At 41.3% G+C, this 25,347-nt stretch carries 20 protein-coding genes; 7 read left to right on the top strand and 13 right to left on the bottom strand.

The window, feature by feature from the left end; translation table 11 throughout:
- Nucleotides 1–11 precede the first annotated feature (11 nt).
- Genes AB6735_RS24320 through AB6735_RS24305 form a run of 4 tightly spaced genes read right to left on the bottom strand, consistent with a single transcriptional unit; the run spans nucleotide 12 to nucleotide 5,792 of the window.
- Nucleotides 12–3,221: an error-prone DNA polymerase gene (locus AB6735_RS24320; RefSeq protein WP_370998741.1), complete on the bottom strand. Its 3,210-nt coding sequence runs from the start codon at nucleotides 3,219–3,221 to the stop codon at nucleotides 12–14.
- Nucleotides 3,218–4,720 carry a DNA polymerase Y family protein gene (locus tag AB6735_RS24315; protein WP_370998740.1) on the bottom strand — a complete coding sequence of 501 codons (1,503 nt, stop codon included), beginning with the start codon at nucleotides 4,718–4,720 and terminating at the stop codon, nucleotides 3,218–3,220. Before AB6735_RS24315 ends, AB6735_RS24320 begins: the two co-directional genes overlap by 4 nt.
- Nucleotides 4,713–5,438 (bottom strand): ImuA family protein, encoded by a 726-nt coding sequence (locus AB6735_RS24310; RefSeq protein ID WP_370998739.1) that lies wholly within the window; start codon nucleotides 5,436–5,438, stop codon nucleotides 4,713–4,715. The genes AB6735_RS24315 and AB6735_RS24310 overlap by 8 nt, the downstream gene beginning before the upstream one ends.
- A 12-nt stretch (nucleotides 5,439–5,450) precedes the next feature.
- The gene (locus AB6735_RS24305; protein WP_370998737.1) at nucleotides 5,451–5,792 is read right to left on the bottom strand and encodes a hypothetical protein; all 342 of its coding nucleotides are present in this window, start codon (nucleotides 5,790–5,792) and stop codon (nucleotides 5,451–5,453) included.
- A 215-nt stretch (nucleotides 5,793–6,007) separates the two neighbouring features.
- Here AB6735_RS24305 and AB6735_RS24300 point away from each other — a divergent pair, with 215 nt between their 5' ends.
- Entirely contained in the window at nucleotides 6,008–6,475 is a 468-nt protein-coding gene (locus tag AB6735_RS24300; RefSeq protein WP_370998735.1) for a hypothetical protein, read from the top strand.
- Entirely contained in the window at nucleotides 6,472–6,993 is a 522-nt protein-coding gene (locus tag AB6735_RS24295) for a hypothetical protein (protein WP_370998734.1), read from the top strand. The genes AB6735_RS24300 and AB6735_RS24295 overlap by 4 nt, the downstream gene beginning before the upstream one ends.
- A 4-nt stretch (nucleotides 6,994–6,997) precedes the next feature.
- On the opposite strand, the gene AB6735_RS24290 is transcribed toward AB6735_RS24295, so the two are convergent.
- Complete coding sequence (locus tag AB6735_RS24290; RefSeq protein WP_370998733.1) at nucleotides 6,998–7,243, bottom strand: hypothetical protein; 246 nt, start codon at nucleotides 7,241–7,243, stop codon at nucleotides 6,998–7,000.
- A gap of 65 nt (nucleotides 7,244–7,308) precedes the next feature.
- Between AB6735_RS24290 and AB6735_RS24285 the strand changes: the two genes are divergently transcribed.
- Nucleotides 7,309–7,542, top strand: coding sequence for a hypothetical protein (locus tag AB6735_RS24285; RefSeq protein WP_370998731.1), 234 nt, complete (start codon nucleotides 7,309–7,311; stop codon nucleotides 7,540–7,542).
- A gap of 4 nt (nucleotides 7,543–7,546) precedes the next feature.
- On the opposite strand, the gene AB6735_RS24280 is transcribed toward AB6735_RS24285, so the two are convergent.
- Complete coding sequence (locus AB6735_RS24280) at nucleotides 7,547–7,756, bottom strand: hypothetical protein (RefSeq protein ID WP_370998730.1); 210 nt, start codon at nucleotides 7,754–7,756, stop codon at nucleotides 7,547–7,549.
- Between the two features lie 148 nt (nucleotides 7,757–7,904).
- On the opposite strand from AB6735_RS24280, the gene AB6735_RS24275 reads away from it, so the two are divergent.
- Nucleotides 7,905–8,243 (top strand): zinc ribbon domain-containing protein YjdM, encoded by a 339-nt coding sequence (locus AB6735_RS24275; protein WP_370998841.1) that lies wholly within the window; start codon nucleotides 7,905–7,907, stop codon nucleotides 8,241–8,243.
- 844 nt (nucleotides 8,244–9,087) lie between these two features.
- On the opposite strand, the gene AB6735_RS24270 is transcribed toward AB6735_RS24275, so the two are convergent.
- The gene (locus AB6735_RS24270; protein WP_370998728.1) at nucleotides 9,088–11,568 is read right to left on the bottom strand and encodes an ABC transporter permease; all 2,481 of its coding nucleotides are present in this window, start codon (nucleotides 11,566–11,568) and stop codon (nucleotides 9,088–9,090) included.
- Nucleotides 11,569–12,210: 642 nt separating this feature from the next.
- Between AB6735_RS24270 and AB6735_RS24265 the strand changes: the two genes are divergently transcribed.
- Entirely contained in the window at nucleotides 12,211–12,456 is a 246-nt protein-coding gene (locus tag AB6735_RS24265; protein ID WP_370998726.1) for a transposase, read from the top strand.
- 179 nt (nucleotides 12,457–12,635) lie between these two features.
- Here AB6735_RS24265 and AB6735_RS24260 read toward each other — a convergent pair whose 3' ends face one another.
- From AB6735_RS24260 to panD, 6 genes are all read right to left on the bottom strand, one after another.
- On the bottom strand, nucleotides 12,636–12,767 hold the full coding sequence (locus AB6735_RS24260; protein WP_370998725.1) for a hypothetical protein: 132 nt from the start codon (nucleotides 12,765–12,767) through the stop codon (nucleotides 12,636–12,638).
- Nucleotides 12,768–12,852: 85 nt separating this feature from the next.
- The gene (locus AB6735_RS24255; protein WP_370998839.1) at nucleotides 12,853–15,516 is read right to left on the bottom strand and encodes a carboxypeptidase-like regulatory domain-containing protein; all 2,664 of its coding nucleotides are present in this window, start codon (nucleotides 15,514–15,516) and stop codon (nucleotides 12,853–12,855) included.
- Between the two features lie 20 nt (nucleotides 15,517–15,536).
- Nucleotides 15,537–16,448 (bottom strand): GLPGLI family protein, encoded by a 912-nt coding sequence (locus tag AB6735_RS24250; protein WP_370998723.1) that lies wholly within the window; start codon nucleotides 16,446–16,448, stop codon nucleotides 15,537–15,539.
- A 28-nt stretch (nucleotides 16,449–16,476) separates the two neighbouring features.
- Complete coding sequence (locus AB6735_RS24245) at nucleotides 16,477–17,211, bottom strand: thioesterase II family protein (RefSeq protein ID WP_370998722.1); 735 nt, start codon at nucleotides 17,209–17,211, stop codon at nucleotides 16,477–16,479.
- Between the two features lie 134 nt (nucleotides 17,212–17,345).
- Nucleotides 17,346–18,947: an MBL fold metallo-hydrolase gene (locus AB6735_RS24240; protein WP_370998720.1), complete on the bottom strand. Its 1,602-nt coding sequence runs from the start codon at nucleotides 18,945–18,947 to the stop codon at nucleotides 17,346–17,348.
- A 417-nt stretch (nucleotides 18,948–19,364) separates the two neighbouring features.
- Nucleotides 19,365–19,715 (bottom strand): aspartate 1-decarboxylase, encoded by a 351-nt coding sequence (gene panD / locus AB6735_RS24235; RefSeq protein WP_370998719.1) that lies wholly within the window; start codon nucleotides 19,713–19,715, stop codon nucleotides 19,365–19,367.
- Between the two features lie 738 nt (nucleotides 19,716–20,453).
- Between panD and AB6735_RS24230 the strand changes: the two genes are divergently transcribed.
- Together AB6735_RS24230 and AB6735_RS24225 are read left to right on the top strand one after the other, a co-directional pair.
- Nucleotides 20,454–22,502, top strand: a complete 2,049-nt coding sequence (locus AB6735_RS24230; protein ID WP_370998718.1) for an AMP-binding protein — start codon at nucleotides 20,454–20,456, stop codon at nucleotides 22,500–22,502.
- The coding region (locus AB6735_RS24225) for an amino acid adenylation domain-containing protein (RefSeq protein WP_370998717.1) at nucleotides 22,499–25,347 on the top strand (2,849 nt) is incomplete at its 3' end. The genes AB6735_RS24230 and AB6735_RS24225, both read left to right, overlap by 4 nt.

Genomic DNA, 25,347 nt, shown 5'->3' with positions numbered 1-25,347 from the left:
GATCGTATATCTTATCGAAAATTGCGGCCGTTGTCCAGGTATTCCTGCGGCAGCATGCCCTTGCTTTTACCTCGCAGATCATCTGGGATGTATAAGCCGCTTTTGTCATCCGAACTGGTTGGTGTCATGATGGGCAGTTCATCGCCCATGGTATCGGTCAGGTTGCCAAGCAGCTTCGTATAATCATAACATTTGCTGACAATGATATGCACGACCTCGGTGCGCTCCACCTTACCTTCCACCATCAGGATGCGTGAACCCAAAATTGCTTTGCGGTACTGATCGAATGTCTTTGGGAACACCACCAGGTTGCAGAACCCTGTCTCGTCATCAAGCGTAATAAAACAAACCCCTTTGGCGGTTCCGGGTCGTTGTCGGTTCATGACCCTGCCAGCGACCTTGATCACAGTGCCATTTTCTGTATTGTTTGCCTGGTGAATGGGCCGTACGCGCAGCAGCGCTAATTTTTCCCGGATAAAGCTGACTATATGCGCTTTGATGCTCAGGCCGGTGGAAGCATAGTCATGAACCACATGTTCGGAAAGGCGCATGAAAGGCAGTTTCACCTGCGGTTCAAATTCGCTTTCGGAGGGCTGCCCCTCGAAGGCACCAATGGGCCGGTCTTTTAACGCGGCTACTTCCCAAAGCGCCTGCCTACGGTCCATGCCAAGCGAGCGGAAACAATCGGCGTTCGCCAGCCGTTCCAGCATGGCAACACCGATCCCGATCTCACAGAGTTGGTTTGCGTGGGTATAGGACTGCTTCCGTGCGTTTACCAGCAGTTGCATATCTTCCTCACGGATTCCTTTGATCTCGCGGAAGCCGAGGCGCAGGGCAAAGTACTTTCCTTGTCTGGCCTCCAGCACATTATCCCAGTAAGAATAGTTAATATCGATAGGCAATACTGTTACCCCATGTTCCCGAGCGTTCCGCACGATCTGGTCAGGCGAATAAAAACCCATCGGCTGGCTATTGAGTAAAGCCGCCGCGAAGATCTCAGGATAATAGTATTTCAACCAGCAGGAGATGTAGACCAAGTGTGCAAAAGCCGCAGCATGGCTCTCCGGGAAGCCGTAGCTGCCGAATCCTTCCAGTTGTTTGAAGATACGCTGTGCGTATTCCTTCGTATACCCTCTGGACACCATCCCGTTGATCAGCTTATGCTCAAATTTGGTGACCAACCCGTTGAACTTAAAGGTCGCCATGCTGCGCCGAAGCAGGTCGGCTTCACCAGGGGTAAAACCAGCAGCAACGATGGCCAATTCCATCGCCTGCTCCTGGAAAAGCGGTACGCCGAGCGTACGTTCCAGGATGTCCTTGATCTCGTCGGAAGGATAATCCACGGGCTCTTCGCCATTGCGGCGGCGGATATAAGGATGCACCATATCGCCCTGGATCGGACCTGGCCGTACGATAGCGACCTCGATCACCAGGTCATAAAAGCAGGTCGGTTTCATGCGCGGCAGCATGGACATCTGCGCGCGGCTCTCGATCTGGAATACACCAAGTGTATCGGCTGCGGTGATCATCTCATATACTTTGGGATCATCTTCCGGCACATTAGCTAGGTTGAGCGTCATCCCATAAAATTCCTGGCAAAGCGTGAACGCCTTACGGATGCAGGTAAGCATGCCAAGCGAGAGCACATCCACCTTCATAAAGCCGAGCGCATCGATATCATCTTTGTTCCACTCAATATTAGTCCGGTTCTCCATGCGGGCATGGAACACCGGGCAGAGGTCGGTCAGCTGGCCCTCAGTAATGACAAAGCCACCTGTATGCTGCCCGAGCTGGCGGGGAAAGCCGATCATCTGTCCGGTCAATTGCAGGACTTTGAGCAGGTGCGGATCTTTCAGGTTCAGCCCATATTCCCGGAGTTGTTTCGCGTCCATATCTTCTTCATTGAATTCACCAAATGCCTCTGCTAGTTTATTCACGACATCCACCGACAGGCCCATCGCCCGGCTGACATCCCGCACCGCGCCTTTATAATGCAAAACAGTCACCGTGGGCAGGATCGCGGCTCGCCCCCGGCTGAACCGATTATAAATATATTGCATGACCTCTTCCCGGCGCTCGTGTTCAAAGTCGACATCAATGTCAGGCGGTTCGTTTCTTTCGACGGACAGAAAACGCCCGAAGAGGAGCCGCGAATTGTGCGGCTTTACTGCAGTGATCTTCAGGCAGAAACAAACCGCGGAGTTAGCGGCAGAGCCGCGTCCCTGGTTCAGGATCTGCCGGTCATTGGCCCAGCGTACATAGTCCTCGACGGTTAGAAAATAATTGGCGTTTTTGGTTTCTTCGATGATCGACAATTCGGAGATCAGTGCTTTGCGCACCTTTTCAGGGATCTCGTTGCCGTAATAAGCCCTTGCGCCTTGCCAGGTTAGCATTTCCAGCTGTTCCTGTGGTGTCCGGCCATCCTCGGTCAGTTCACGGGGATATTCATATTCCAGGCTTTTCAGATCGAACCTGCAGGCATCGGCGATATTGCGGGCGTTTTCAAGGGCTTCGGGGTAGCTGCGGAATAAGCGCTCCATTTCCGGGATGGGCTTCAGAAAGCGCTCGGCGTTCTGGTGCAGCCGATAACCCGCATTGAAGATTGTGCATTTTTCCCGAACGCAGGTGAGAATGTCCTGAATTTCCCGGCGACCGGGCTCATGATAATGGACATCATTGGTAGCTAACAGCGGTACACCGAGTTCCGAGAGCAGGAAAAGCCGCTTGTTGTCATCACCGGTATAATAGCGGGTTGCCGCCAGGTAGAGCTCGGGCAGATGGTCGCGATAATCATGCACATGATTTTTAAAAACCAGCTCAAATTCAAAATCCTCGTTGATCTTGTCGGGTGGAATGATCACAAAGATGTTGCCCTCCGCATAGTCATAAACATCCTTTTTATAGAGGTAGCATTTTTCTTTTTCGGCCCGCAAGTTGCCTACTGTCAACAGCGCCGATAAGCGCCCATAAGCAGCCTTGTCCTTCGGGTAGGCTAACAGGCTTGGGCCGTCCAGCAGGTCCAGGCGGCAGGCCGGGATGAAGCGAATGCCCCGCTCTTTGGCAATGACATACGCGCGGACTACACCGGCAAACGTATTTCGGTCGGTGATTGCAATGGCGTCATAGCCCAGGTCGGCCGCCTGGTCGACGAGTTCCTCCGGATGACTGCCGCCACGCCGGAAGCTGAAATTGCTGGTGACTTGTAATTCAACGTATTTCATGCGAAAAATCCGTGTAAATACCAGTGCTGCGGCTTATCGGGGTCGTAATGCCCGGAACGGAAAACCCAATACCGGCGGCCATCCTCATCTTCGACCGTGTAATAGTCCCGGTGTTCCCCTTGATCCAGCCACCATTCCCGCTCGATCCGTTCCGGTCCGTCGGTATGGACGATGACATGCCGCGTTCCCTTATAGTTGAACTGTTTCGGCGGATAGTCCGGAGTCAACGCCATCGCCTCTATTGTTTCCGGCGGTTCGAGCAACTGTATTGGGCGCGGCTTATCGGTTCGCCACTCATTAACGGGCTTTTTAGCGATATTCCCGGTGGGCTCTGCACTGCGCTCTGGCCAGAAATGCTCGGCAGGCAAAAAACGTTGAATGCCCTCGACGCCGATGCGGCCCGCGACACGGTCCAGCAGTTCAGCTACCTCTTCGCTGTCGGGTCCGGGCTTCGCAGCCCAAAGATCGGCCTGCATATCGGTGACTGGTTCGGTAGCTAGGGTTTCCAAAACAAATAGCTCAATTCCTAATCCCGGTGCGACGGTATCTAATTTTAAGCTGAATAACTTGAAAAGGTGGTTGCAGCGGTGTGTCGGGTGATTGGTACCGATGCTGACGGTGCCAATTTTGCCGTCGATACGGTAATAGGTCAGTACCGCGTTTCGCAATCCCTTTCCTTCCTGATACAAACGTTTGCATAAGGTTTCAAGTAAAGTCGTCAGCGCCATTTCAATGGCGGTCCGGGTACGAACGGGTTCCAGGCAGGCCAACCGTTCACTATAGGGCATCGGCTCCTGCATCGGGATCAGGAATTCTTCTTCCTGGCCCAGCGCCTGGTACAAACGCAGCACCATGTCTTTATTAAAGCGGCGGCGGATGACCGCTTTGGGCATATGGATAAAGCTACCGACTGTATAAAGGCCAAGGTTATGTAATTTCATGAGCAGATCCAGGGGCAGACGTAATGCTGATGGCGGTAAGGGTATTAGCGTATCGCGGTGTTTGCCGGGCGCGACAATCAGCCCCTTTTTGGCACTGCGTGCCACTCCCCAGGCGCAGCCGATAGTATCCGCCATTCCCGGCCGCACATCATAACCGAGAGTTGCCAGCCGTTCGACGAGGTCTTTGAGAAAAGCACGTTCGCCGCCTTTAAGGTGCGTACAGCCGGTAACGTCCAGCAACAGTCCGTCAGGCAGATCGACAGCCACTAGCGGCGTATATCGCAGGCACCATTCAGCCAGGCCCTTCAGTAGCTTTTCATTACGGCCGGGCGTTGCGTCAAATACTTGGAGGTCCGGCGCGATCACTTTGGCGTCGGCCAGTGTCATGCCCGGTAGGATCCCGTATTTTTCGGCAGTCGCTGTTGCTGCGGTGATCACCTTCCGGCCCCGCTGAGGTTCTGCAAAGACAAAAGCCTTCCCTTTGAGCTCTTGGCGGCGAATGGTCAGCCGGTCGGTCAGCAAATGACGAAACCATATGGATACAAAACGCTTAGGCATACCGGCGCAGTTTTTCGGGTTGCTTTTCTCTGGTCACCGGGCGGAACTGATGGTGCCGCCATTCCACAGTCCAACTGCCTGGCGTGCCGTTCCTTACTTTTAACAGCTCGATCTGCCAGCGCGGGTAACCCACACCGGGCATGCCTGTCCGCAGCCTGCTGAGTACAGGTGTCACTTTCCAGCGGGCGATGCAGGCGGTCGCCGTTATCTTTTTAGCATTCTTTCTCAGGATAAAGCCTGTCACATGACTTTGTTCTACCGCCAGCTGTAAGCGCCTGGATTCCATAAAGGTCAGGCTGGCCGTCTCGCAGATCACGGCCGCTACGCCGTCACATTTCAGCGCTTCTTCAGCAACCCAAAGCACATCTTGTTGGCGGGGTACATCCACAAATACAATGCGGTCGGGGTCGATGCCAAAAAGCTTCAACGCAGGCGGATAGATCCGACGCGTATAGCTGACCCAGAGGCAAGCGCCTCCTTGCGCCAGCAGGTTTTTTAATAGCCCGGATATAACCCCGCTGCAAGCCGAGCTTTCTTCGGGGCACTCACTGATAAATTCATGAATTGCGCCCGTCGGGAATACGCCGTTAGGAAAAGCAGATTCCAGCAGGCCGAGACCAAAGCTGCCCGCGGCACCCGGCTGCGGTGGCTTGAAGCCCTCCCAGGCCAGGATGTCCTGGCGAAGTCGGGCGATAATAGTTTCTTTTTCTGCTTCCATGATTTTTTAATATTAAGGTTGTGACATTAAGCGTCCAGACCCGCTGTTTAGCTCCCGGTTGTATTTACGGATCGCGTGTCCAATAGCCTGCATCTCGTCCCGGCTGAAAACCTCTTCTTCGCTGAAGGCCAATGGCTGTTCGGGATAATGCACTGCTTCAAAATAAGCTTCGGCACCCTGTGGTGTGACAGGCGGGACATCATTCTCGACATTGACATAAATCACCGAACGGCGTTCGCAGCAGGTCACATCAAAGCGGATAAAGCCATCTTCATCTGCCAGTCGGTCCAGTTGCTCAATGCTGGCCGAGGCCGCTGTGTTTTCCAGTTCGATTTCTAAATTGAAGGGCACCATAACGTTTTAAATTTGGGACTATAAAGTTATGCTAATATTTTTAGCAATTCCATAATCTTTTTTACATTTTTTTCTGCACTTTTGTTTTAAGACCATTAACTTGTTCAGGCTGAAGTCACTCGGAATTCACGGCGAATGAATGGTTAAATTGCAAGGAAGCTGAAAAGTTTCGCTATAAAATTTACCATTTATGTAAATTTTTATTTATATTTGATATGTATATACTCGAAGTAGCTAATGGAGCGCAGCACCCGGCGCAGGTTTCGCCGGTATTGCCTGCGGACTTCAGGAACATTACCGTTAAACGGTATGTGTTCCGGTGGCGGCCCTTAGTTGCAGATTGCGAGTTATACAAATTGACAATAACTGGCAGCGATGATATACTGGGCCTAGTAGCTTTAATCGAACATCCGGCCGAGCAAAGGATCGAGATCAAATTGTTGACGGCGTCCAGTGAAAACATCGGGCAGGGCAAGCAGTTCGACCGGGTCGCCGGGTGTCTGATCGCATTTGCTGCGCAGGAGGCCATGGACCGCTTCGAGGATTTCCCGGCGATATCCCTGTTGCCGAAAACGAACCTGAAGCAACACTACATGAACCATTATGGCATGGAGGATTCAGGCAGACAGTTATATCTGGAAGACATCGGTTTATTTAACGTCATAAACGAATACCTGGCATGAGCATCAAAAAAATATTAACAGAAAATAATGGTGAACAGATCGCCGACAGCATGTTGATGCCTGCGCGGATCACGCCGAGGCAAAAAGCTAAAGCGGACCAGGAATTGGCAGCGCATCGGAAAAAACGCCAGGAATCGATGAGCAGCGACGATAAATTGCGTTACCAGCTTATGCAGCTCAAATTTAAACTAGAGAATTATATCAAAAAAGGCCATTTCGAGCCTACCCATCATTTCGGCTATTACCTCGATCAGTACCTCCGGGTGACCGGCAGAAAAAAGAAGGAATTCGCCGTTGATATCCAGATCCACCAGACGCAACTAAGCAATATTATCAAGAACCGCCGGGAACCAAACGAAAGCCTGATGATCAGGCTCGAACTTCATTCGCGGAATATGATACCGGCAATCGACTGGTTCAAACTGCATGAAATGGAAAAAGGATACCAGATCAAAACGGACCGCAACCTGCGGGAACGGGAAAAGCAATTTGTTACCCATAGTTTGCAAGAGCTTTAAGTATTTATGAAGTTATTTCACCCAGTTTTTTGATCGCATCGCTAAAGGTGCTTTCCAGGTGCAGGTAGGTCTCCGGACAGACATGGTCACCCACGATTTTAAATTCCCCGGCTTCATCCGCCTGCATATGGAACCGCAATTCCTTACCCTCATGCTGCACATAGATTTGGTAGAGTTGCAGCCGCACCCGGTTCATCGTATGGAAACGGAAATTTACACCGTCCAGTTCAATAGTAAAATTCACAGTCATACGGCAAATGTATTATTATGAAGCCGATTTGTCAGCTTTGTTGCTTAAATTTGGATATGCTGACGATGGAACAATACCAACTATTAAGCGAGCAGGAAAAAGCAGAAGCGATCATGCAGGGTACTTTCCTTGCCGACCGGGAAGAGAACGGGTTAGTTGTGCAATTGTATAATATTGGATCGATTTACGGTGAGGTCTATTATGACCGGCTGGCTAACCGTATCCTTCGGTACCGTGTATTCGAAGGCACGCAACTGGTGACTCCCTATCTGGCGCACATCAAATTCAATCCGCGCTGAAATTTCAGCCATAGTGTGACTCAATATGTTCGCAGATGCTATCCAGTAATTTCTTGCTCAGTGGCTCTCCTGTCGTCTGCTGCCAGTTGTCGAAGTGTGCCACCTCACCGATCACCACACCATCCTGTTCAATGCCGTAGCTACTATGATTTTGCGTAATGCGGAAATGATGTTCGATGCCATCAATAGTCGCATCATACGGAAAACTGTGCATTTCCTCTGTTCGTTCCATATATCTTAAACAATCAGGTAATCAAATAGTTGTACTTATGTTGAAAATTTCACTGTCACCAGTTGATTTATTATTTGCTCCTGCACGAACATGGCAATTTTTACCTTTACGTTTTAACAACCTATTTGCCATGACTGAACTTTTGCCGTGCCCGATCTGCCAATCCCCTTATACCTATGAACTGGAAAGCTTACTTGTTTGCCCGGAATGTGGTCATGAATTGAACGCTGCAGTGGAAACGCCAGGAAATGAAGGCTTAGTGGTAAAGGACAGTAACGGCAATATCCTGGTGGCTGGCGATACAGTGGTAACGATCAAAAACCTGCCGGTAAAAGGAATCTCCCAAACCATTAAAGCCGGCACAAAAGTCAAGAACATCCGTTTGGTAGACAGCGATCACAACATTGACTGTAAGATTGATGGTTTTGGCGCGATGGCTCTCAAATCGGAATTTGTTAAAAAAGCCTGACGCGGCTTTTAGACATTTCAGCGTCCAGGCTTTCAAAAATTGTTTTTCTAAGCACATCAACTGTAACGTAATTTTTATGAAATTCTGATCGTAATTGGATATTCTGAGTAGCTAGACCAGCCCATTCCGTGCCCAATAGAGCATTGAGTTGTGTCTGTAATTTGGAAAATCGCAATTAACAGTCAATGAATTAATATGATCAAAGTGTTACGGAACTGCCTGTTTGCAGTTTTCGGATAAGGTGGTCAAGGCCCCCGGAATGTCCAGGCAGGGGCCCTAACGCGGTATGGACGTATGCCTTATCTTATAGTTTTGGGATTGCAGGTGGCGGCTATGGTCTCTCTGTTTATGGTAAACAATTTAAAAACCGTCAGGATGCCTTAAATGCAGCCTTGAACGATCTGAAATCTGAAATGACTGCAAAGATTGGCAGTACGGATACCATAAACGATAAACAAACTATTATCCTGGCAACCTTAAGTGACATTGAAAAAGCATTTGTAGGTTTGGTTCAACTAAGTTTATTCTAAGCCCCATGGAGTTAGCGATTTCAAATTGGATGGGGTTGACATTATCAAGTCTGCCGGATTGATATTATCTTTTGATATTACCCCATACCTGAATTAATTCTCCTGATGTTTCATTGAGTATATAAAAACAAAGACCGACCATAGACACATAGCCGAACTGATGTGACCCGAAAATTTCACCTCAAGGAGCCAGTTTATCCATTTGGGACTATTTGCGAAATGGTCATGAGAGGAATGCAAGTATAAGATTTGGCCCCTTCCTATTGAACTAAAACTAGCAGGAGCCTTTAGTTGATAGGGGCATTGCAATAAACTTATTCACTCCTTAAACTTTTCGTCGGGTTGGCTAACGCTGCTTTAGCTGTTTCAAATCCAGACGTCAATATCGCAACAAGCACCATCCCCATACCGCTTAAAACAAATATCCACCAGCTTATAGCTGTGTGGTCAGCGAAGTTTTCTAGCCAATGGTGCATGGCGTACCACGCAATCGGCGTCACTATAATAAAAGCAAGTAAAATAAGCAAAATCAATTCGGTTGATAGTAAGATTACTATTTGAGCAACAGTTGCTCCAAAAGCTTTGCGTATACCGATTTCTTTTTTTCGTTGGTTCATTGTATAAACAGCAAGTCCTAATAGCCCAAGACAGCTAATCAGTATTGAAAACCCTGTTGCCCACCTGAGCAAAGTTGATGCTTGTTGTTCTTCATCGTAAAATTTAGCTATTGTTTCATCATAAAACTGGCAATCGAAATCGTCATCAGGATAAACTTTCTTCCACGTCTTCCCCATCTCAGCAATAGCGGTTTTCCACTCATTACCGCCCGCAGTTGCAGGTTTCAAACCAACATGTATTGTTCTCATATCTATCTTACGCTGTGGCCATAGTATAGCTGAAGGATATATGGGCGAATGCAGTGACCGCTGATTATAATCAGCAACCACCCCGATAATGTTTACGGATTTTCCGCTGCCAGAAAAACCGGTCAGCTGTTTTCCAATAGCATCGTAAGGGTTAACAAATCCCAATGCCTTAGCATATGTATTATTGACAATAATGGCTTTCCCGCTATCCGATTCCTGTATATTTCTACCTGCAAGTAGTTTTATCTGGTATAATTTAATGAAATTTTCATCACCTGCCTCACATATCACTTCTTCCGTTATTATCTGTTTTTTCCCATCGTCGTAAACACCCCGCATTCTGTTATAAGTAAACGATGAGGGAGGTTCGTCACCTAAACTTACAAGGGTAATCTGGGGCATCAATCGGAAATCATTCAGTAGGATCTTATTACGGCTAACCATATTAATATTCTTGGGTGTTCTAATGATAAGGATAGCATCTTTTTTAAACCCTAGGTCTTTATGCAATACATAATAAATCTGCTTGCTTACCAAAATCGTTGCCATTAGAAAAAACAGACCTACAATAAATTGTGAAACAGTAAGTGACTTGCGGAGCCATCCGTTTCGCGTTTTGCCGCTTTCACTTCTAACTTGATTTTTTAGAACCGATATCGGTTTATAGCTAGATAGTAAAATCGCAGGGTAAAAACCAGCCAAAACACTTACCGCAATAGCTAAAATGGGAAGGAACATTATAACATCCTCCTGATATAGTAAATCTGCATGGATGCCCGGAGGTATAAAGTCGGCAAACAGTTTTAAAATACCTAACGCGAGTAACATAGATATGATAACGGCGAAGAATGTTATAAAAAATGTTTCGCTTAAAAACTGAACTATCAATTGCAGTCGACTGCAACCCATACTTTTGCGGATGCCAATTTCGTTTGCCCTTTGTGATGCCTGGGCGGTGGTTAAGTTAATATAGTTGATACATGCAAGTGACAACAAAAAGCCGGCAATAGTCAGCAAACCGTAAAGGGTGGTTTTACTGGTCGGAGAAGAAAAATCAAAAATGCTATAATCGCGATTGAAGTGAATATCATCTAATCGTTGCAAGATCAGGTTCGTAGTGTTTGTAAGCTCTTGCTTAGCCGACTGTGGCGGATTACTCTTCCTGTAAATGATACTAATTTGTTTTACAACTCCAGTAGCGGATACACCTGGCATTAGTTTTACAAAAAGCTGCGATCCTGAAAAGATACTGTTCCAGGTATCTATTTTTAATCCAGCAGCTAAAGGCTTGTTAGTTGTAGCTGTACCAAAGGAGATAAAATCATGAAAAGCAAAGTCAGTGTTTTTAGCAGGTGTTTGAACTATTCCGCTAACAGTTGTGCTCAGGGTATCATAGGTAACTATTTTACCAATTATATCCTGGAATGGCAAAGACGGGAAGTAAAGCATTGCCTGTTTAGATGTCAATACTACCTGATTAGGTGCATCCAGCGCGTGTTGCGATGAACCAGCAAGCCATGTATAGTTAAAAATTTTAAAATATTGCTGATCAGTCAATGTGATCCTGGCCCCTCCTTTAAACCGCCGCCTTGCATTTTTATTTCCTTCGACGTAAACGAAATCTGGCGATAGTGTTAAAAGTGGCACAGTTGCCTGTATCCCAGTGGATTGTTCTTTAACTGCTTTAGCCAGCGGGACGGGCACGCCGCTAGAATGTTTTTTTTGCCCTTGCGATGAAATGTCCATAACAACACGGTATATTCTGTCGCTGTCGTTATGAAATTTATCAAACGTAAAGTCATAATGGACAACCATGTAAATCACTAGGAAGGCACTTATACCGATAGATAAACCGAAAATATTTACCAGAGTGAACAATTTATGCTTCCAAAATACTCGAAAAGCAATTTTAAAATGATGCTTTATCATTAGGTGGCTGATATAGATTTGGACAAAAAACAAAAACAAAAAACCATCGAGATATAACGCAATATACCAATAAATTGCTTGCTAAATATTTACAATTATTAACAATAAAAAAAAGCAGAAAATTAACACATGATACTTATTCATATAGTAACTACACCAATATGGGGGAAATCTATTTGTCTCGTTAATCGGCACGCTTTACTTCCTCCCTATATCACGGAAGATTTATATACATATAAAACAAAAGCCTCAAATCTTTCGACTTGAGGCTTTTGTTTTTGAAATTCTCGTATTTGGCAGAGTTTGGGCCACATGTTAGACCAATTGCACTTTCTGCTCACTGTAGAATATGGTTAGTAAATTCTTACTGGACATACTTCGAACTAAATATACAATGGTTCGATTTAATTGTGAGATCAATCGCCATATAATGATAAGACAACTGGTAATGCGGAATACTATTACCTTTATAGTAAGCTAGTGATATATAGTTTTAGGGCCGTTGGCTCTTGTAAACTGAGGCAGTTTAGTAGCTGACGTATCTAAGGAAAAGTCATGTATCAATTAGATTGCCATAAAGTTACTAATCTGATAAACAAAAGCCTCCTTACAACATTAAATTATATTAAACAAGATGGTAATATGGCAGCTAATACATCGAAAAACAAGACAAAGGCAGTATGTAACTGGAATGAAGTGGAGATTCTGGAGATTACCATCCCGGCAGACCATGTACATCCGGCATGCAGCATTCCATCCAACTTGAGCATTGGCGGGTCTATGGGGATAATAAAAGGAAAAACAGCGTTGACAATGTTCAAGAATTACCCGGGTTTACGCAAGAAGCAGTATTGGGGAAATAATTTTGGAGCAGAGATTATGGTATAAGTACGGTATGAATGGATGAAGAGCCGCTAAAGAAGTACGAAAAATATCAGGAACTGAAGGAGCCTAAACAAGACAGTACAACAGATTTAAAATTATCCTAATGAATCCCACCTTACGGGCTTTCTTTAAAGCCCTCACCTTTGGTGGCGGCATTTATGTAATTCTTTAATCTGTAAGCATCATCTGGGTAATAAAATAAGTGTACCAATGCCGTTGTAGTTCAAATTGCCATTAATACTTAGCGCCAAACTATCGAGTTTGGCAAAATCCGAAAGCATCAGCATAATAGCTTTAAGCCAGTAGGCTAACATTGCTAAAGGGAGTATATTAAATAAAGTGTAATGTACAGCTCTGGTAACGGCTTGTCCCCCAATTCAGGTTTCGGATGTATTTAGATTATAGATTGAACATCACTTTAAGCAATACGATCCTTCCGGGTAATTCGTATGAACTGACCGTCAACGTGTTTGTTGATAAGTAGAGCGCGTCATAAGTTTTCACATTAAGCAAATTAACAGCAGTTAGTTCGAAGTCCGTCTTCCATTTATTCAACCGGAATTTGGCTGCGACATCGGCGAAAAAATATTTTAAATCAGAATTCCCCTGTTGGCGGGTGAAATAATGCTCGCCTGATAATTTGAATTGTAAAGCCTCGACCGGAATATAACTAACTGAACCCTGCTGTAGCAATTGATTGACCTGATATGCGGAGGTCACCGCCGGCGAATGGCTGTACGTTTGAGTCAATGTTGCTTTATAGCTAAAATTTATCCTGTCGCTCACTTTTGTATCGGCATTCAAACTAAATGTTTCAGATATCGTTTTGAACGGTAACAGGGCGTTATTCTGTAGCTGAACAGAACGGCTGCTCCGCCACTGTATAGCCCCACTAAAGGTGGTACGCAGCGCAAATAAATATTTGCTAATGGAGCCGTTGATTATCCACGAATCTGTGGTGTTGGGGTATGGAAGCACAATGCCTTTCTGTAAATTATTAGTAATCACGTTTGATGCTATGTTATTGGCAGCAATATGATTATAAAGCGTATTAATATTCCAAAAAAACAATTTAATTGCTTTACGGTAGCTAAAACCGCCACCAGCTTGCTGGTTCTTACGTTCGGTGAGTCCGGCATTATTGGCATAAAGTGTGCGGTAATCAATCAGGATGTATCCAGGGTAAATATCCTCAATAGTCCCAGTTTGATCACGGTAACTGTAATAAAAGTTCATATAATTCTCTGTACCCACCTGATATCTAACACTCAATTGCGGATTAAAATAAAACCGCGTCAGATTTTTATTTAGTGTATACAAACCCTCGGAATAGTTGATTTGCTGGAGAACAACCGGCAAGGTCAAGTTTGCTTTCATAACAGTGCCAAGCAAGTCGTATGCCGCTTCGGCGTACAGTTTTTTCTTTCTCCAATTGACGTGATTCAAAGCACTATCCGATTCTAGGTTGACACTGTTATTATTCTGCACAACATTCAAATCCGACGAAAGTATTTGCGATTGAACGCTAAAGCCTGTTTTGAAGCTCTGCGTTATCAGATTTGAAGGTATCTTGAATGAAAAATAATTATTGGTATACCAACTAGGGATATTCACATTTTGTATTAGTTGTGCGTATGGCATATTGTAATTGAATACTGCGGCATTATAACCTGGGCCAATCAAACGGTTCTCCGGCTCCGCGGAGTGACTGATATAAGAATACGCCTGAATAATATTATTCGACTTTAATACCTTAATCAAATTGAATTCATTCGAGATGTTCAGAGTCTTATCCTTAAGTACCTGATTAACCGCAGCGCTGTCGGTATTCAATCCCGAATAAGTGGTTATGTCTTTAAAATCTATCAATAAAGCATTGTTTAAGTAATATTTATCCCGGTTAATATTCAGCGTAGCCTGAGTATGCAAAATATCGGAGACTGAACGGCCGTGCTGTATCTCCGTGTATCTCACTGTGTCGTTGGGTAAAAAATAACTTGTTTGCTGCCTGTATTCCTGTCGTTGTGTGTCGTGCACGTAGTAAGCATTAACCTTAAGTTGTACGTTTTTCTTCAGATTTATGAGGTTATTTAAGTTGAAGACCCCCGCCTTATCAAGTAGATACCTATTTTCCGCCAGCGCTGGGGTATTTACCGTACCAATTGAAAGTATCGTTGCGGGCAAAGCATTATCTATGCGCTGGTTGTAATCGGTTATGTTATGTGACAACAAGTCCTTCTGCACATTGTAACCAACATTATTGCCTCCGAGGTAATTGATAGCCTTATAACTATTCTTAAACGTCATGGCATTCAAAGTCACGTCGTAATTGCCAGGCAGTCCGACGCCGATACTCTCCTCTCCGATCAAATGCAGTTTTGCCCCCTTATTGAAGTCCAGATTCAATGCTACGTCATTACTCATCACCTTGTTTTGCAATACTTTTATAGGCTGGTCGTTCTGAATTACCTGCACATGATTAACCGCTCCCTGCGGAATAGAACTCGTCGCAATGCTATACTTATCGTCGAGTAGATTATCACCACCTATATAGACAGCCGAAACCGGCTTGTTATTATAACTTATTGTTCCGTCGGCCGAGACAGTTATACCCGGTAATTTCCTGATCACATCTCCGATTACTCGATCCTGCGGACTGGTAAAATCGGATACTTTGTAACTCAATGTATCGCCACGGGTACGTATTACCGGCAGGTTGCTCTTGACCACTACTTCCTGCAACTGGTTAAGCACTGTCATTAGCGTAAAATCAACAGGAAGATCAAGACTTGCTATGTTTTTGACTGCAGATTTATAACCAATAATGCGGACTACAATCGCCAGATTATTTGTAGGGGAGTTAACAGGAATCTTCAAAGTATAGCTGCCGTCACTATCAGTTATCGTATAAGCAACGATGGTATTGTTCAGGTTGTTCCTCAGGCTAACGGAGGCATAAGGCACCCCCTTCCCAATAGTGTCCTTCACTGTTCCCCTCACCGATTGTGCATATCCCCCAGCAGCAAAAAAAAACCATAAAAGCGATAAAGATGCAACTCGCATCAACTGCATCATTTCCTTTCCTATTGGATTATTTCTATTGGGTTATTGATTACTGGACCAGTTCGGCCGGGACCGCGTTTAACCCTGATAGCATCTGGTTTTGGACGGTCGCCTTGTATATCCGCGCGCTGCCCCGCCATTATGGCTTGCGCAAATGCATTCGGGTCCTTCTTCATGGTTTCCTGTAGCTTGTCGAATTCCCTTTGTGTAGTTTTGATCGCTCTGACCGGCGGTTCTATTAAATTAAGGTCATCATCCAAACCCTGCAATATTGGGGGCAGATCCTGCCCACTGGAATTGGAGCTGCCTGAAGGTTGACGTTTTGGCGGTGATGGAATTGCATTCTCTACTCCGTCAAACTTAAATATCACTTCGTTTTTTGAGTCGTGGGCATCTACGATAACGCCAGGTAATCCGTTTAATTTCCATGGGCCGGTACGCACAGGCAGATCAGGGCAAAACCATACAGTATAACTTCTCCCTTTAAAATTGCAAACGGCTTTCTGGCAATGCAGGCTACTAAAAGTAGCGGTATCACTGCTAATCTTCCATTCGATTGTTGGCATTTGGCTTTCTATCAGGTACCTGTTGACCATCAGCTGATCCGTTATGAATAGCTTTTGTTTATTAGGGAACTGATAATATTCGGAGAAAGACCCCACATGTCGTCGATCTATTCTAACACGGCCATCCGGGCTGCTAGCTGACTGCACGGCATAGTCCTTTTTAAATTGAGCATCTGCTAAGATTCCGTCGTAACTTTTATAAGCACTCGCACTTTTACCGACGAACAGCACCATGTTTTCTGTGTATGCATGTAGTCGATCTGTTGTATCTCTTATATGGGTAAATTTGTAATGCACCAGTATCCGCGCCGTGTCGCTTATCTGGGCCTCAGTGGTAATAGATGCCATCAGTAAACTGGCGGCCAATAGTAATTGCTTTTTCATACCTAATATATCAATTATTCCTTAAATTAAATGACTTAATAACGTTGGCAATCCTTTCAGCTTGCTCGTAAATAAAAAAATGATTTCCATCTAGAACGTTGCACTGAAAATCGGCTCTAGTGAAGTTTTTCCAATTTGTAATTTCGTTTACGCTCTCTTCCTTATCCCCCATCAAAGCATAAATAGGAGCATTGATTACACCTACTAATTTGAGTTTTTTATAATCAGCCATTCCAAAATCTGATCTCAAAATCGGTATAAAAAAATCCAATGTGTCTGAATCTTCAACTATCTCGTGAGGAATACCACCCAGATTTATTAATTCGGATACAAAATCGTCTCTCTTAAGCTCACTCAGATTTTTATCTAGAGTTATTCCTGGCCCCGGATTACCACTTACGACAATATATGTCGGAAAAACATTTCGTTGTTCCAAAAGCTGACAAACTCTGAAAGCAAATAATGCACCAAGGCTATGTCCGTAAAGTACAAAATTTAAGCCTTTTAAAGATTTTAATACTTGACCGAAAAAATCACATGCAGCTTCTTCAAAATCTTTTGTTAAGTTTTCGTTAATCCGATTTCCCCTTCCTGGCAGTTCTAAAGCAATTACTTCAAAATCGGCAAGAAAGGGCATCATAAACTCAAACGAATAACGACTCCCCCCGGCAAAATGAAACAAAAATAACTGTCTTCTTCTATTTTCGTGTTTCTCAGAATTTCCATTCATATCCTCTATAACCAAAGGCTGCTATTTGCACTAATGAATACTTTTGTAAATTTTAATAGCAGCATCAATATTCATTTTATTTTTAAAACCTAATTGTATTTTATGATAAACGAATTAATAAATTGCAGTTCATTTCTTTATCTGAAAAATCAACTAAGTCGTTCATAAAGGATTTCTTTTTCTCCAAATAGTCTTTCAGTAGTCAGTCCAAGTTCTTTGCACTTTGCTATTAATTTATTTGATTGAATAATCGGATTCGACTCGTCGGTATACCTTACAGAAGATATATATTCCAACCACGGCTCCTGCCCCATTGCATAAACATAAACCTCTTTTGGACGAAAAATATTTAACAACGAGAATGCCTCCTCAAAATTGGAACCAGCAAGTCTACGGCTAGCATCTTGATCCCGAGGAATCTTTTTTGTCATTAATGGACCATAAAGCCAAGTTAATGGAGCTCCATCACATTCCATTCCGAAGAACATTACATCAACCGTTCCTATCTCTTTTTGAACATGTTGATATAATGTCGGGTCTATAATCCTTGAATCAGCCATAAATAAGAGTTTAAACTTGCTTATTTTTACCAGGAAACAAGTTTTTGACAAAATATTTAAATCACTATGTTCTCCGGTAAAGGGTATTCCCGTTATAGCAGCATCAGAAAAATTTATAGTTTCCATCTCCTTAATGGAAATTACATTGTCAAAACCGATATTATTTAAAATGAGCTTCAAATTGGGGTCCTCCAATCTACCGCCGCCTGAATCTGGGACTATAATTGTTTTTATCTTATATCGCAATTGTAGTAAAGTCTCAAACAAAATGTGATCTTGATGATTATGCGTTATCAGTACGTAATCAATAGTTTCCGGAATATCTTCATAAGAAAAATGATTTACTTCAGAAACATATCCATAATAGCTAATTAGTGGATCTATTAAAATCGAAAGTTCTTTAGTTTCAATTAATATACATGCATGTCCAAAATATCGCATACGTATTTTATCCCCTAAATATTTTTTATACTCTTTTGGCTTTTCTTCGGTAAAAAACGAATCAAATAATTTCTCGTCTGACTCTGAAATATCGAACAATGATTTAATGTTCTGGAGCGGTTGAGGTATTCTTTTCATTTTAACTAATTCATCTATGCGACGGTCCTCAAATGGCAAAGGTAAAAAAACTGTTTTTAGGTCTTTAAAACGAGGGGTACTAAGACAAAATGGCCGTTGATCATTCTCTGTAACCCATATTGCTATACTTTGTATCTCTTTATTATAATACTTACTTTTATATAACAATGGCTCTACAAATCGAAAATCAGCGTTGTTGTTGCGATCATAATATAGTTCCACATATCCTTTCAGAATTTGCGGTATTTTTTCATAAAGGCTCTCAAGTCCATATCCCTTAGCTTCATAGAAAAGTAACCTATCAAGAGCTTTGATAGCGTCGGAAAAATTAATTAATAGACTATTAAATTTTAAAATGTTCGTTTTAAGTTGACTAACCTCATCCACTTTTTCGCCTTTCAAATCCATAAATGGCCCCCCCAACATTTTAGGGTTACGTACTGATTCTGCATGAGCTTCCGGTTCCAAAAGGTAAGAATCTATGATAGGGAGGTATCTGCCGGTCAAATTTAGCGCAGCGGTCGCAGGAAACACTAAATGACTCCAGGCATACCAATTTGAAATTAAAGGTTCGAACACCACATTGGGTTTTAGATACATTTTATCTTCCATCCTAATCAAATTTATCTTTTAATTTTTTGAGATTACATTTTCTTTTCAAACTATTGTTTGAAGCCTAGTCAAAGCGCTTACAATATAAATATATATATATTCAGATTTTATCAAATCAGCTTATTTATTAAAATTTTATTTAACACGGTGCCAATTTCAAAAATGAAGAATACAATTCAATTTATTCTTTATATTTTCCATACGATGTCGAAATAAAATCTAGAATATTTTTTGCAAATCTTAAACGACATCTTTGTATCGAGCATCAGATTTCATTCATTCTTATTTATATTTTGTTTACTCAAGCACATAAATGTTCGTTGTTTATGATTCCAAACAAATTTACAAAATACAAACTCTCCCAGCGACGTATCTAATTAACAACACCAACTAAAGGCATTTCCTTCGGAAAGAGATTTATTTTATTAGGTTGTTATCACAATCCGGAAAGATCATCCAAGGCTTGAATTCTTTAGCTGCTTCGAAATCCATTGTTGCGTACGATACTATAATAATGATATCGCCAACCGAGGCTTTCCTCGCTGCAGGTCCATTTAGACATATGATTCCACTGTCGCGTTCTCCCTTAATGATATATGTTTCTAAACGTTCACCATTGTTACAATTAAGAACCTGTACCTTTTCACCCGCAATTAAATTTGCGGCATCCAGTAGATTTTCGTCGACGGTTATACTACCAACATAATTTAACTCAGACTGCGTGACTTTTACACGGTGGATTTTTGATTTTAATACTTCTATATTCATACTGCTTTTACTATATATTACATTTTCTCAAAGAGTCTTTTGATAAATATTACAATACAATTCATATTAAATAATTGATTATAAAAAATTTAAAATACATTTCAGCATAAATAATTTTAAGTTAATGGCGTTTTTAGTACTATCCCAATCTACACTTATGCCCAATAAGCTATCATTTATGAAAATTAATTAAGTTTTGGAATATAATATTTATCTCTCCCTCGCCATGTTTATTAGAATCTTTTAAAAATATCAGCGCTCAAAAAATCCAATTTTCAGCCGATATTGTAATCGCTGACTGCCATCTATCAATTTCAAATACCCCTATTATTTTTATTGCGACCCCAAATTAGCAAACCTTTATCAAGAGGCACTTACATTTTGCGAATAAAAATAAAGGCGTTTTTTAGAAATTTAAGATACAGGAACAATAGCCGCAATGAAGCTCTCTGCTTTAAACCTATAAATTCCATAGCTGCCTGATCTCCGCCTGCAACCTCCATTATCTCTTTGATTTTTCTAACCCCTTTAGTACTTTCCTTCAATTGTTTAATTCCAATTTTTTAATTAACAAAAACTTACGACCGCATTATAGAATTATATCTTTTCGAAACTATATTTTATTGGCAACTTCAACTTTTAGTTATTAATTTTAAATGCTTTCATATAATACGCCGCACATTGTTTCCAACTGAGCTAAAAAAAATTAATAAATATTAAAACAAACGCTTTTGTATTATGGAGGAAATCCAGGATAACATTGTTAAATATCTAAAAAAAAATGCCACTATTTTTCCTGAAAAAACGGCATTTATATTTGCCGACACAAATGATGCTTCTGATATTAAAATTTCCTATGGTGAACTTCACAATAGAATTGAGTCACTAGCTAATCAACTACTATTTAGGTCACATAATGGAAAAAATGTACTATTGGTATACGATAATACCTTAGAATTTATCATTTCTTTCTTTGCCTGTCAATATGTGGGTGCCGTTGCTGTACCTATTGCCCCGTTATTAAAGAATAACCTAACTGAGAAATTTTTAAATGTAATTAAGGATTCTGAAGCCAGCCTTATTTTGTGTTCAAATAGTTTACTATCAAAAATAGAATATTCGCTTAAGTTAAACCATTTAGAATATTTACCCATATTTGCTACTGACCTTAATTACCCATTAATCGAGAGTTCAAGATTTCCTGATATCTTAAACAGTGGAATTTCCTTTATTCAATATACGTCTGGCTCCACAGACAACCCTAAAGGCGTGGTGATTACACACGAAAATCTGATAAGCAATCAACGTCAAATAAAACAGGCATTCAATTGTAACAAAGAGTCTATCATTTTTTCCTGGCTTCCATTTCACCATGACATGGGGTTGGTTGGAAACATCATTCAAAGTATCTACGTTGGTTGCACTTGTATTTTAGTTTCTCCATTTTATTTTTTTCAACAGCCTAAAATATGGATTGAAGCCATATCGAAGTTTAAAGTTACTCATTCTGGGGGACCCAATTTCGCCTATGATTTATGTATTAAAGCAATGGCTGATAGTGATTTATCTAAAATTGATCTTTCAAGCTGGAAAGTCGCATTTAACGGAGCTGACTATATAAAACCGGGGACGATTACCCAATTTTCATTTTTTTTTAGACCATGTGGATTTAAAAAAAATGTTTTTTACCCGTGTTATGGTTTAGCGGAAGCTACTTTGCTTGTTTCCGGGATTAAAAGTTCAAAGAAACCAACTATCATTTCAATTAATAAGGGGGAAAATTTAGAAGACGGGGGCTTTATTCAACTAACAAAAAAAAACAATAAAACATCAGAAAAAATTGTGAGCTCTGGGAAAGTTCCTGATGCTTTAACAGTTAAAATAATTTTAACCAAATATATTATTGAATGCCAGGAGTTACAATGTGGAGAAATTTGCATCTCTGGCAAGAACGTAACCAAACGGTACTGGAGTGGATTAAGTGGTGAGGGTTTTATCGAACTAGGCGGAAATCGATATCTAAAAACCGGAGATATTGGTTTTTTTTACAACAATGAACTTTTTGTTATCGGCCGCATAAAAGAGATGTTAATCGTTAGAGGTAAAAATTATTACCCATATGACATTGAGAGGGCGGTATCTGAAAGCCATTCAAAGTTGGAGTCCAATGGAGTTGTTGTTTTTGAAAACCCACAAGAAAAAGACACATTTATAATTGCTGCAGAATTGCAAAGAAAGTTTCTTAATCAAATCGATTTAACCCAAATAATTAATTCGATCAGCCGTTGTGTCACTTCTAAATTCGGTATATCACCGTCTGACATAGTTATTTTAAAACCCCGTGCAATTCCCAGAACCACTAGCGGAAAATTGCAGCGGCTGCTGTGTAAAGAGCTCTATCTGAAAAAAGATTTTAAAAGCCTAATGTCGAAGAATAAAATAGCCATCAATGTCACACTGCCGCAAACAAAAACAGAACTTTTAAATCGGGTAATATTAGAAAAAGACTTCCAAAGTGTAAAAAAATATTTAATTTACATCATCGCTCTAAAATCAGGATTAACTGATATAGAACTGCTTGAGTACTCAAATCTTGAACTCAACGAAATCGGGGTAGATTCATTAATAATGGTGGAAATAATTAACATAATTAACAAAGATTTTAGTATTAATCTTCAGGCTTCTGACATATTTAAAAATAGTAGGCTTAGTTCACTAATTAACTTTATTGAACAAATAGTATGGCTGAAATACAATGAAGCGCATGGAAACCAAATCATCTTATGAATGTTTTTGAAATTATTCAGGAATTAAAAAATAAAAATGTTGTTCCTGTAGCAGCAGAGGCCGGTCAATTAAAATTAATTGGACAAGTGGAGAATCTATCAGATGAATTCATCGCCGAGGTTAAGAAAAAAAAAAATGATTTAATTGCGTTTTTAAGAAACTCCACCAACACTAGTAATCCAATTGAAAAAATAAAAGAGGAAGAAAGTTACGCGCTCTCAAATGCTCAATTTAGGATTTGGATTTTGTGCCAGTCCCAAAGAGGTACCATAGCTTATAATATAGTAAAAGGCTTTCTCATCCGGGGACACATCGATGAAATTCATCTAGAAGAAGCATTTAGAATTGTTATAAAACGGCACGAAAGTCTACGTACAATTTTTAAAGAAGTAAAAAACGAACCGCGACAATTTATTTTAAATGACGTTCTTTTCAATATCCAATTTGAGAATTTCAGCCAAGTCACCCATAAGAAGAAAGATATTTTAAAAAATATCAATGTCTTACATAATCATTATTTTAACCTTTCGGAAGGCCCTCTAATTAAAGTTGTATTAACTAATGTCGCAAATAACGAAGCTGCAATATTTATCTGCATTCATCATATTATATGCGATGGGTGGTCGTTAGATATATTAATAAATGAAGTAAATACCGCATACGAAAACCTTATTAAAAATAAGTCTGTTAACCTTGAGCCTCTTGGTATTCAATATAGGGATTATTCTAACTGGTTTATAAAAAAGGTTAATGATTCTAAGGAAAAAAAATCAAAATTATTTCGCGAGAGCAATCTTTTAGAAGGATACGATCTGGTTGATCTTCCCTATGATTATTCCAGAAAGCAAACAAAGACGTTTAATGGAGGAATATCTAAATTCTACCTTGGAAAAGAAAAGTATGGAACCGTTGTTGATTTTTGCAAAAAGATAAATTTGTCCGTATTCAATTTGCTTTCTGGAGTATTGATCTTGCTGATTTACAAGTTATCCGGTCAAAGAAAAATTATCATTGGAGCTCCCGTATCAGGAAGAAATCATGTTGCTATTGAAAATCAAATCGGATTATTCATTAATACAATACCCATAGGCTCTCATATTGATGAAAAACAATCGCTTTTATCTTTTTTTGAAACACTTGGTTTAAATACGCTCAAAGGAACTGAATTCCAGGATTTCCCTTTTGAGGAAATGATAAAAGCCATTGACTTAAAATGGGATGCCAGTAGAAATCCCTTGTTTGATGTTATGGTTGTTTTACATAAAACGAATTGGGGTAACTTCAATAGCCAACAGAGTTCCCTGATATGGAGTTCTATAGAGAAATATTTATTTCCTAGAGGAAAAATTGAATTCGAAAATTTAACCTCCAAGCTGGATTTAACCTTTTTTTTTTCGAATGACCCTGATGGCGATTTCTTTCTCGAAATCGAATACTCAACGGATCTTTTCCATAAATCTACAATATCAAAATATTACGAAATATACCTGATAATATTATCACAAGTAATCGACTTTCCCGAAAAACCAATTAAAGATCTTGAAATATTGACTCAGGTAGAAAAAGATACTCTTTTATTCCATTTTAACAAACCAATTGAAAAAATAAAAGAAAATAACATCCTTGATCTTTTTAACCAATCATTTTTAAAGAACCCTCACAAAACAGCAATACTAGTTCAAGATAATACTATTTCTTACAAACAATTAGATTTATGTTCTGACAATTTAGCCAAATTATTGGTTGATTGGAATTTTAAAGAAGGTAATCAAAATTCAATTATTGGCTTACTCCTCGATCGTTCTGAATGGATGATCATATCGTTATTAGCGGTATTAAAAGCTGGGTTCGCTTACGTACCAATTGACATAAATTACCCTGAATCAAAAATTACTGATATAATTCAAGATACGCTATTAAATCTGCTTTTGACTGACGAAAATGGATTAGAAGTAATTCCTCGTACTTTTGATGGAAGTATAATTAATGTTAAAAGGGTTGGAGAATTTTCAAAACGAAGATTATCCAAAAAAGTGAGAAAAAAAGCAGGATATGAAAACCTCGCTTATGTCATCTATACCTCCGGTTCTACAGGACAACCGAAAGGGATAGAACTATGCCATGGCAATGCCATAGCTTTTTTAAATTGGGCTGTTAATGCGTTTAAGGAAGTCTCTTTTGAGATAATGTATGCCACGACATCTTATTGTTTTGACCTATCTGTTTTTGAATTTTTTTTACCGCTTATTTTAGGGAAAACTATCAGAGTACTTAATTCTGTGTTTGAAATTCAAAACTACTTATTACAGGATAGCATGGTACTGATTAATACAGTGCCATCCGCAGTAAGAAGTTTAATTGAACTGGGAGTCAACTGGCATAACGTAGTTGCTTTGAATATAGCGGGGGAAGCCGTACCTGTAAAACTTAAAGAAGCCCTTGACTATTCTACTATTGAAGTTCGAAACCTATATGGTCCGTCAGAATGTACCACCTATAGCACAGTTTATCATTTTAAAGATGAAAATCATAACTTAGTACCTATCGGTCATCCGATAGCCAATACCCAGATATACATCCTGGGGCCGGATCAGGGACTGGTGCCTGTTGGGGTAACCGGTGAGATCTGCATCAGCGGGGCCGGATTGGCGAGGGGTTATCTTAACCGCCCTGACTTGACTGCCGAAAAGTTCATCCCCCACCCTTTCAGTACCGTAGCCGGTGATCGTATCTACAGAACTGGTGACCTGGGACGGTGGCTCCCCGACGGCAATATCGAGTTCCTCGGTCGCGGTGATGACCAGGTCAAGATAAGGGGATACCGTATCGAACCCGGTGAGATTGA

This window comes from Mucilaginibacter sp. RCC_168 (genome assembly GCF_041355315.1).
Taxonomy (GTDB): domain Bacteria; phylum Bacteroidota; class Bacteroidia; order Sphingobacteriales; family Sphingobacteriaceae; genus Mucilaginibacter.
Note: the sequence above shows the minus strand (reverse complement) of the source record. Positions and strands in the feature narration are given on the sequence as shown.

Excerpts from the sequence above, each read along its gene's own strand:
- AB6735_RS24305 (WP_370998737.1), bottom strand. The coding sequence starts at position 5,792 with ATGGTGCCCTTCAATTTAGAAATCGAACTGGAAAACACAGCGGCCTCG.
- AB6735_RS24240 (WP_370998720.1), bottom strand. The coding sequence starts at position 18,947 with ATGGAAGATAAAATGTATCTAAAACCCAATGTGGTGTTCGAACCTTTA.
- AB6735_RS24230 (WP_370998718.1), top strand. The coding sequence starts at position 20,454 with ATGGAGGAAATCCAGGATAACATTGTTAAATATCTAAAAAAAAATGCC.
- AB6735_RS24300 (WP_370998735.1), top strand. The coding sequence starts at position 6,008 with ATGTATATACTCGAAGTAGCTAATGGAGCGCAGCACCCGGCGCAGGTT.
- AB6735_RS24275 (WP_370998841.1), top strand. The coding sequence starts at position 7,905 with ATGACTGAACTTTTGCCGTGCCCGATCTGCCAATCCCCTTATACCTAT.
- AB6735_RS24265 (WP_370998726.1), top strand. The coding sequence starts at position 12,211 with ATGGCAGCTAATACATCGAAAAACAAGACAAAGGCAGTATGTAACTGG.
- AB6735_RS24295 (WP_370998734.1), top strand. The coding sequence starts at position 6,472 with ATGAGCATCAAAAAAATATTAACAGAAAATAATGGTGAACAGATCGCC.
- AB6735_RS24310 (WP_370998739.1), bottom strand. The coding sequence starts at position 5,438 with ATGGAAGCAGAAAAAGAAACTATTATCGCCCGACTTCGCCAGGACATC.
- AB6735_RS24315 (WP_370998740.1), bottom strand. The coding sequence starts at position 4,720 with ATGCCTAAGCGTTTTGTATCCATATGGTTTCGTCATTTGCTGACCGAC.
- AB6735_RS24280 (WP_370998730.1), bottom strand. The coding sequence starts at position 7,756 with ATGCACAGTTTTCCGTATGATGCGACTATTGATGGCATCGAACATCAT.
- AB6735_RS24255 (WP_370998839.1), bottom strand. The coding sequence starts at position 15,516 with ATGCGAGTTGCATCTTTATCGCTTTTATGGTTTTTTTTTGCTGCTGGG.
- AB6735_RS24290 (WP_370998733.1), bottom strand. The coding sequence starts at position 7,243 with ATGACTGTGAATTTTACTATTGAACTGGACGGTGTAAATTTCCGTTTC.
- AB6735_RS24285 (WP_370998731.1), top strand. The coding sequence starts at position 7,309 with ATGGAACAATACCAACTATTAAGCGAGCAGGAAAAAGCAGAAGCGATC.
- AB6735_RS24270 (WP_370998728.1), bottom strand. The coding sequence starts at position 11,568 with ATGATAAAGCATCATTTTAAAATTGCTTTTCGAGTATTTTGGAAGCAT.
- panD (WP_370998719.1), bottom strand. The coding sequence starts at position 19,715 with ATGAATATAGAAGTATTAAAATCAAAAATCCACCGTGTAAAAGTCACG.
- AB6735_RS24320 (WP_370998741.1), bottom strand. The coding sequence starts at position 3,221 with ATGAAATACGTTGAATTACAAGTCACCAGCAATTTCAGCTTCCGGCGT.
- AB6735_RS24260 (WP_370998725.1), bottom strand. The coding sequence starts at position 12,767 with ATGTTAGCCTACTGGCTTAAAGCTATTATGCTGATGCTTTCGGATTTT.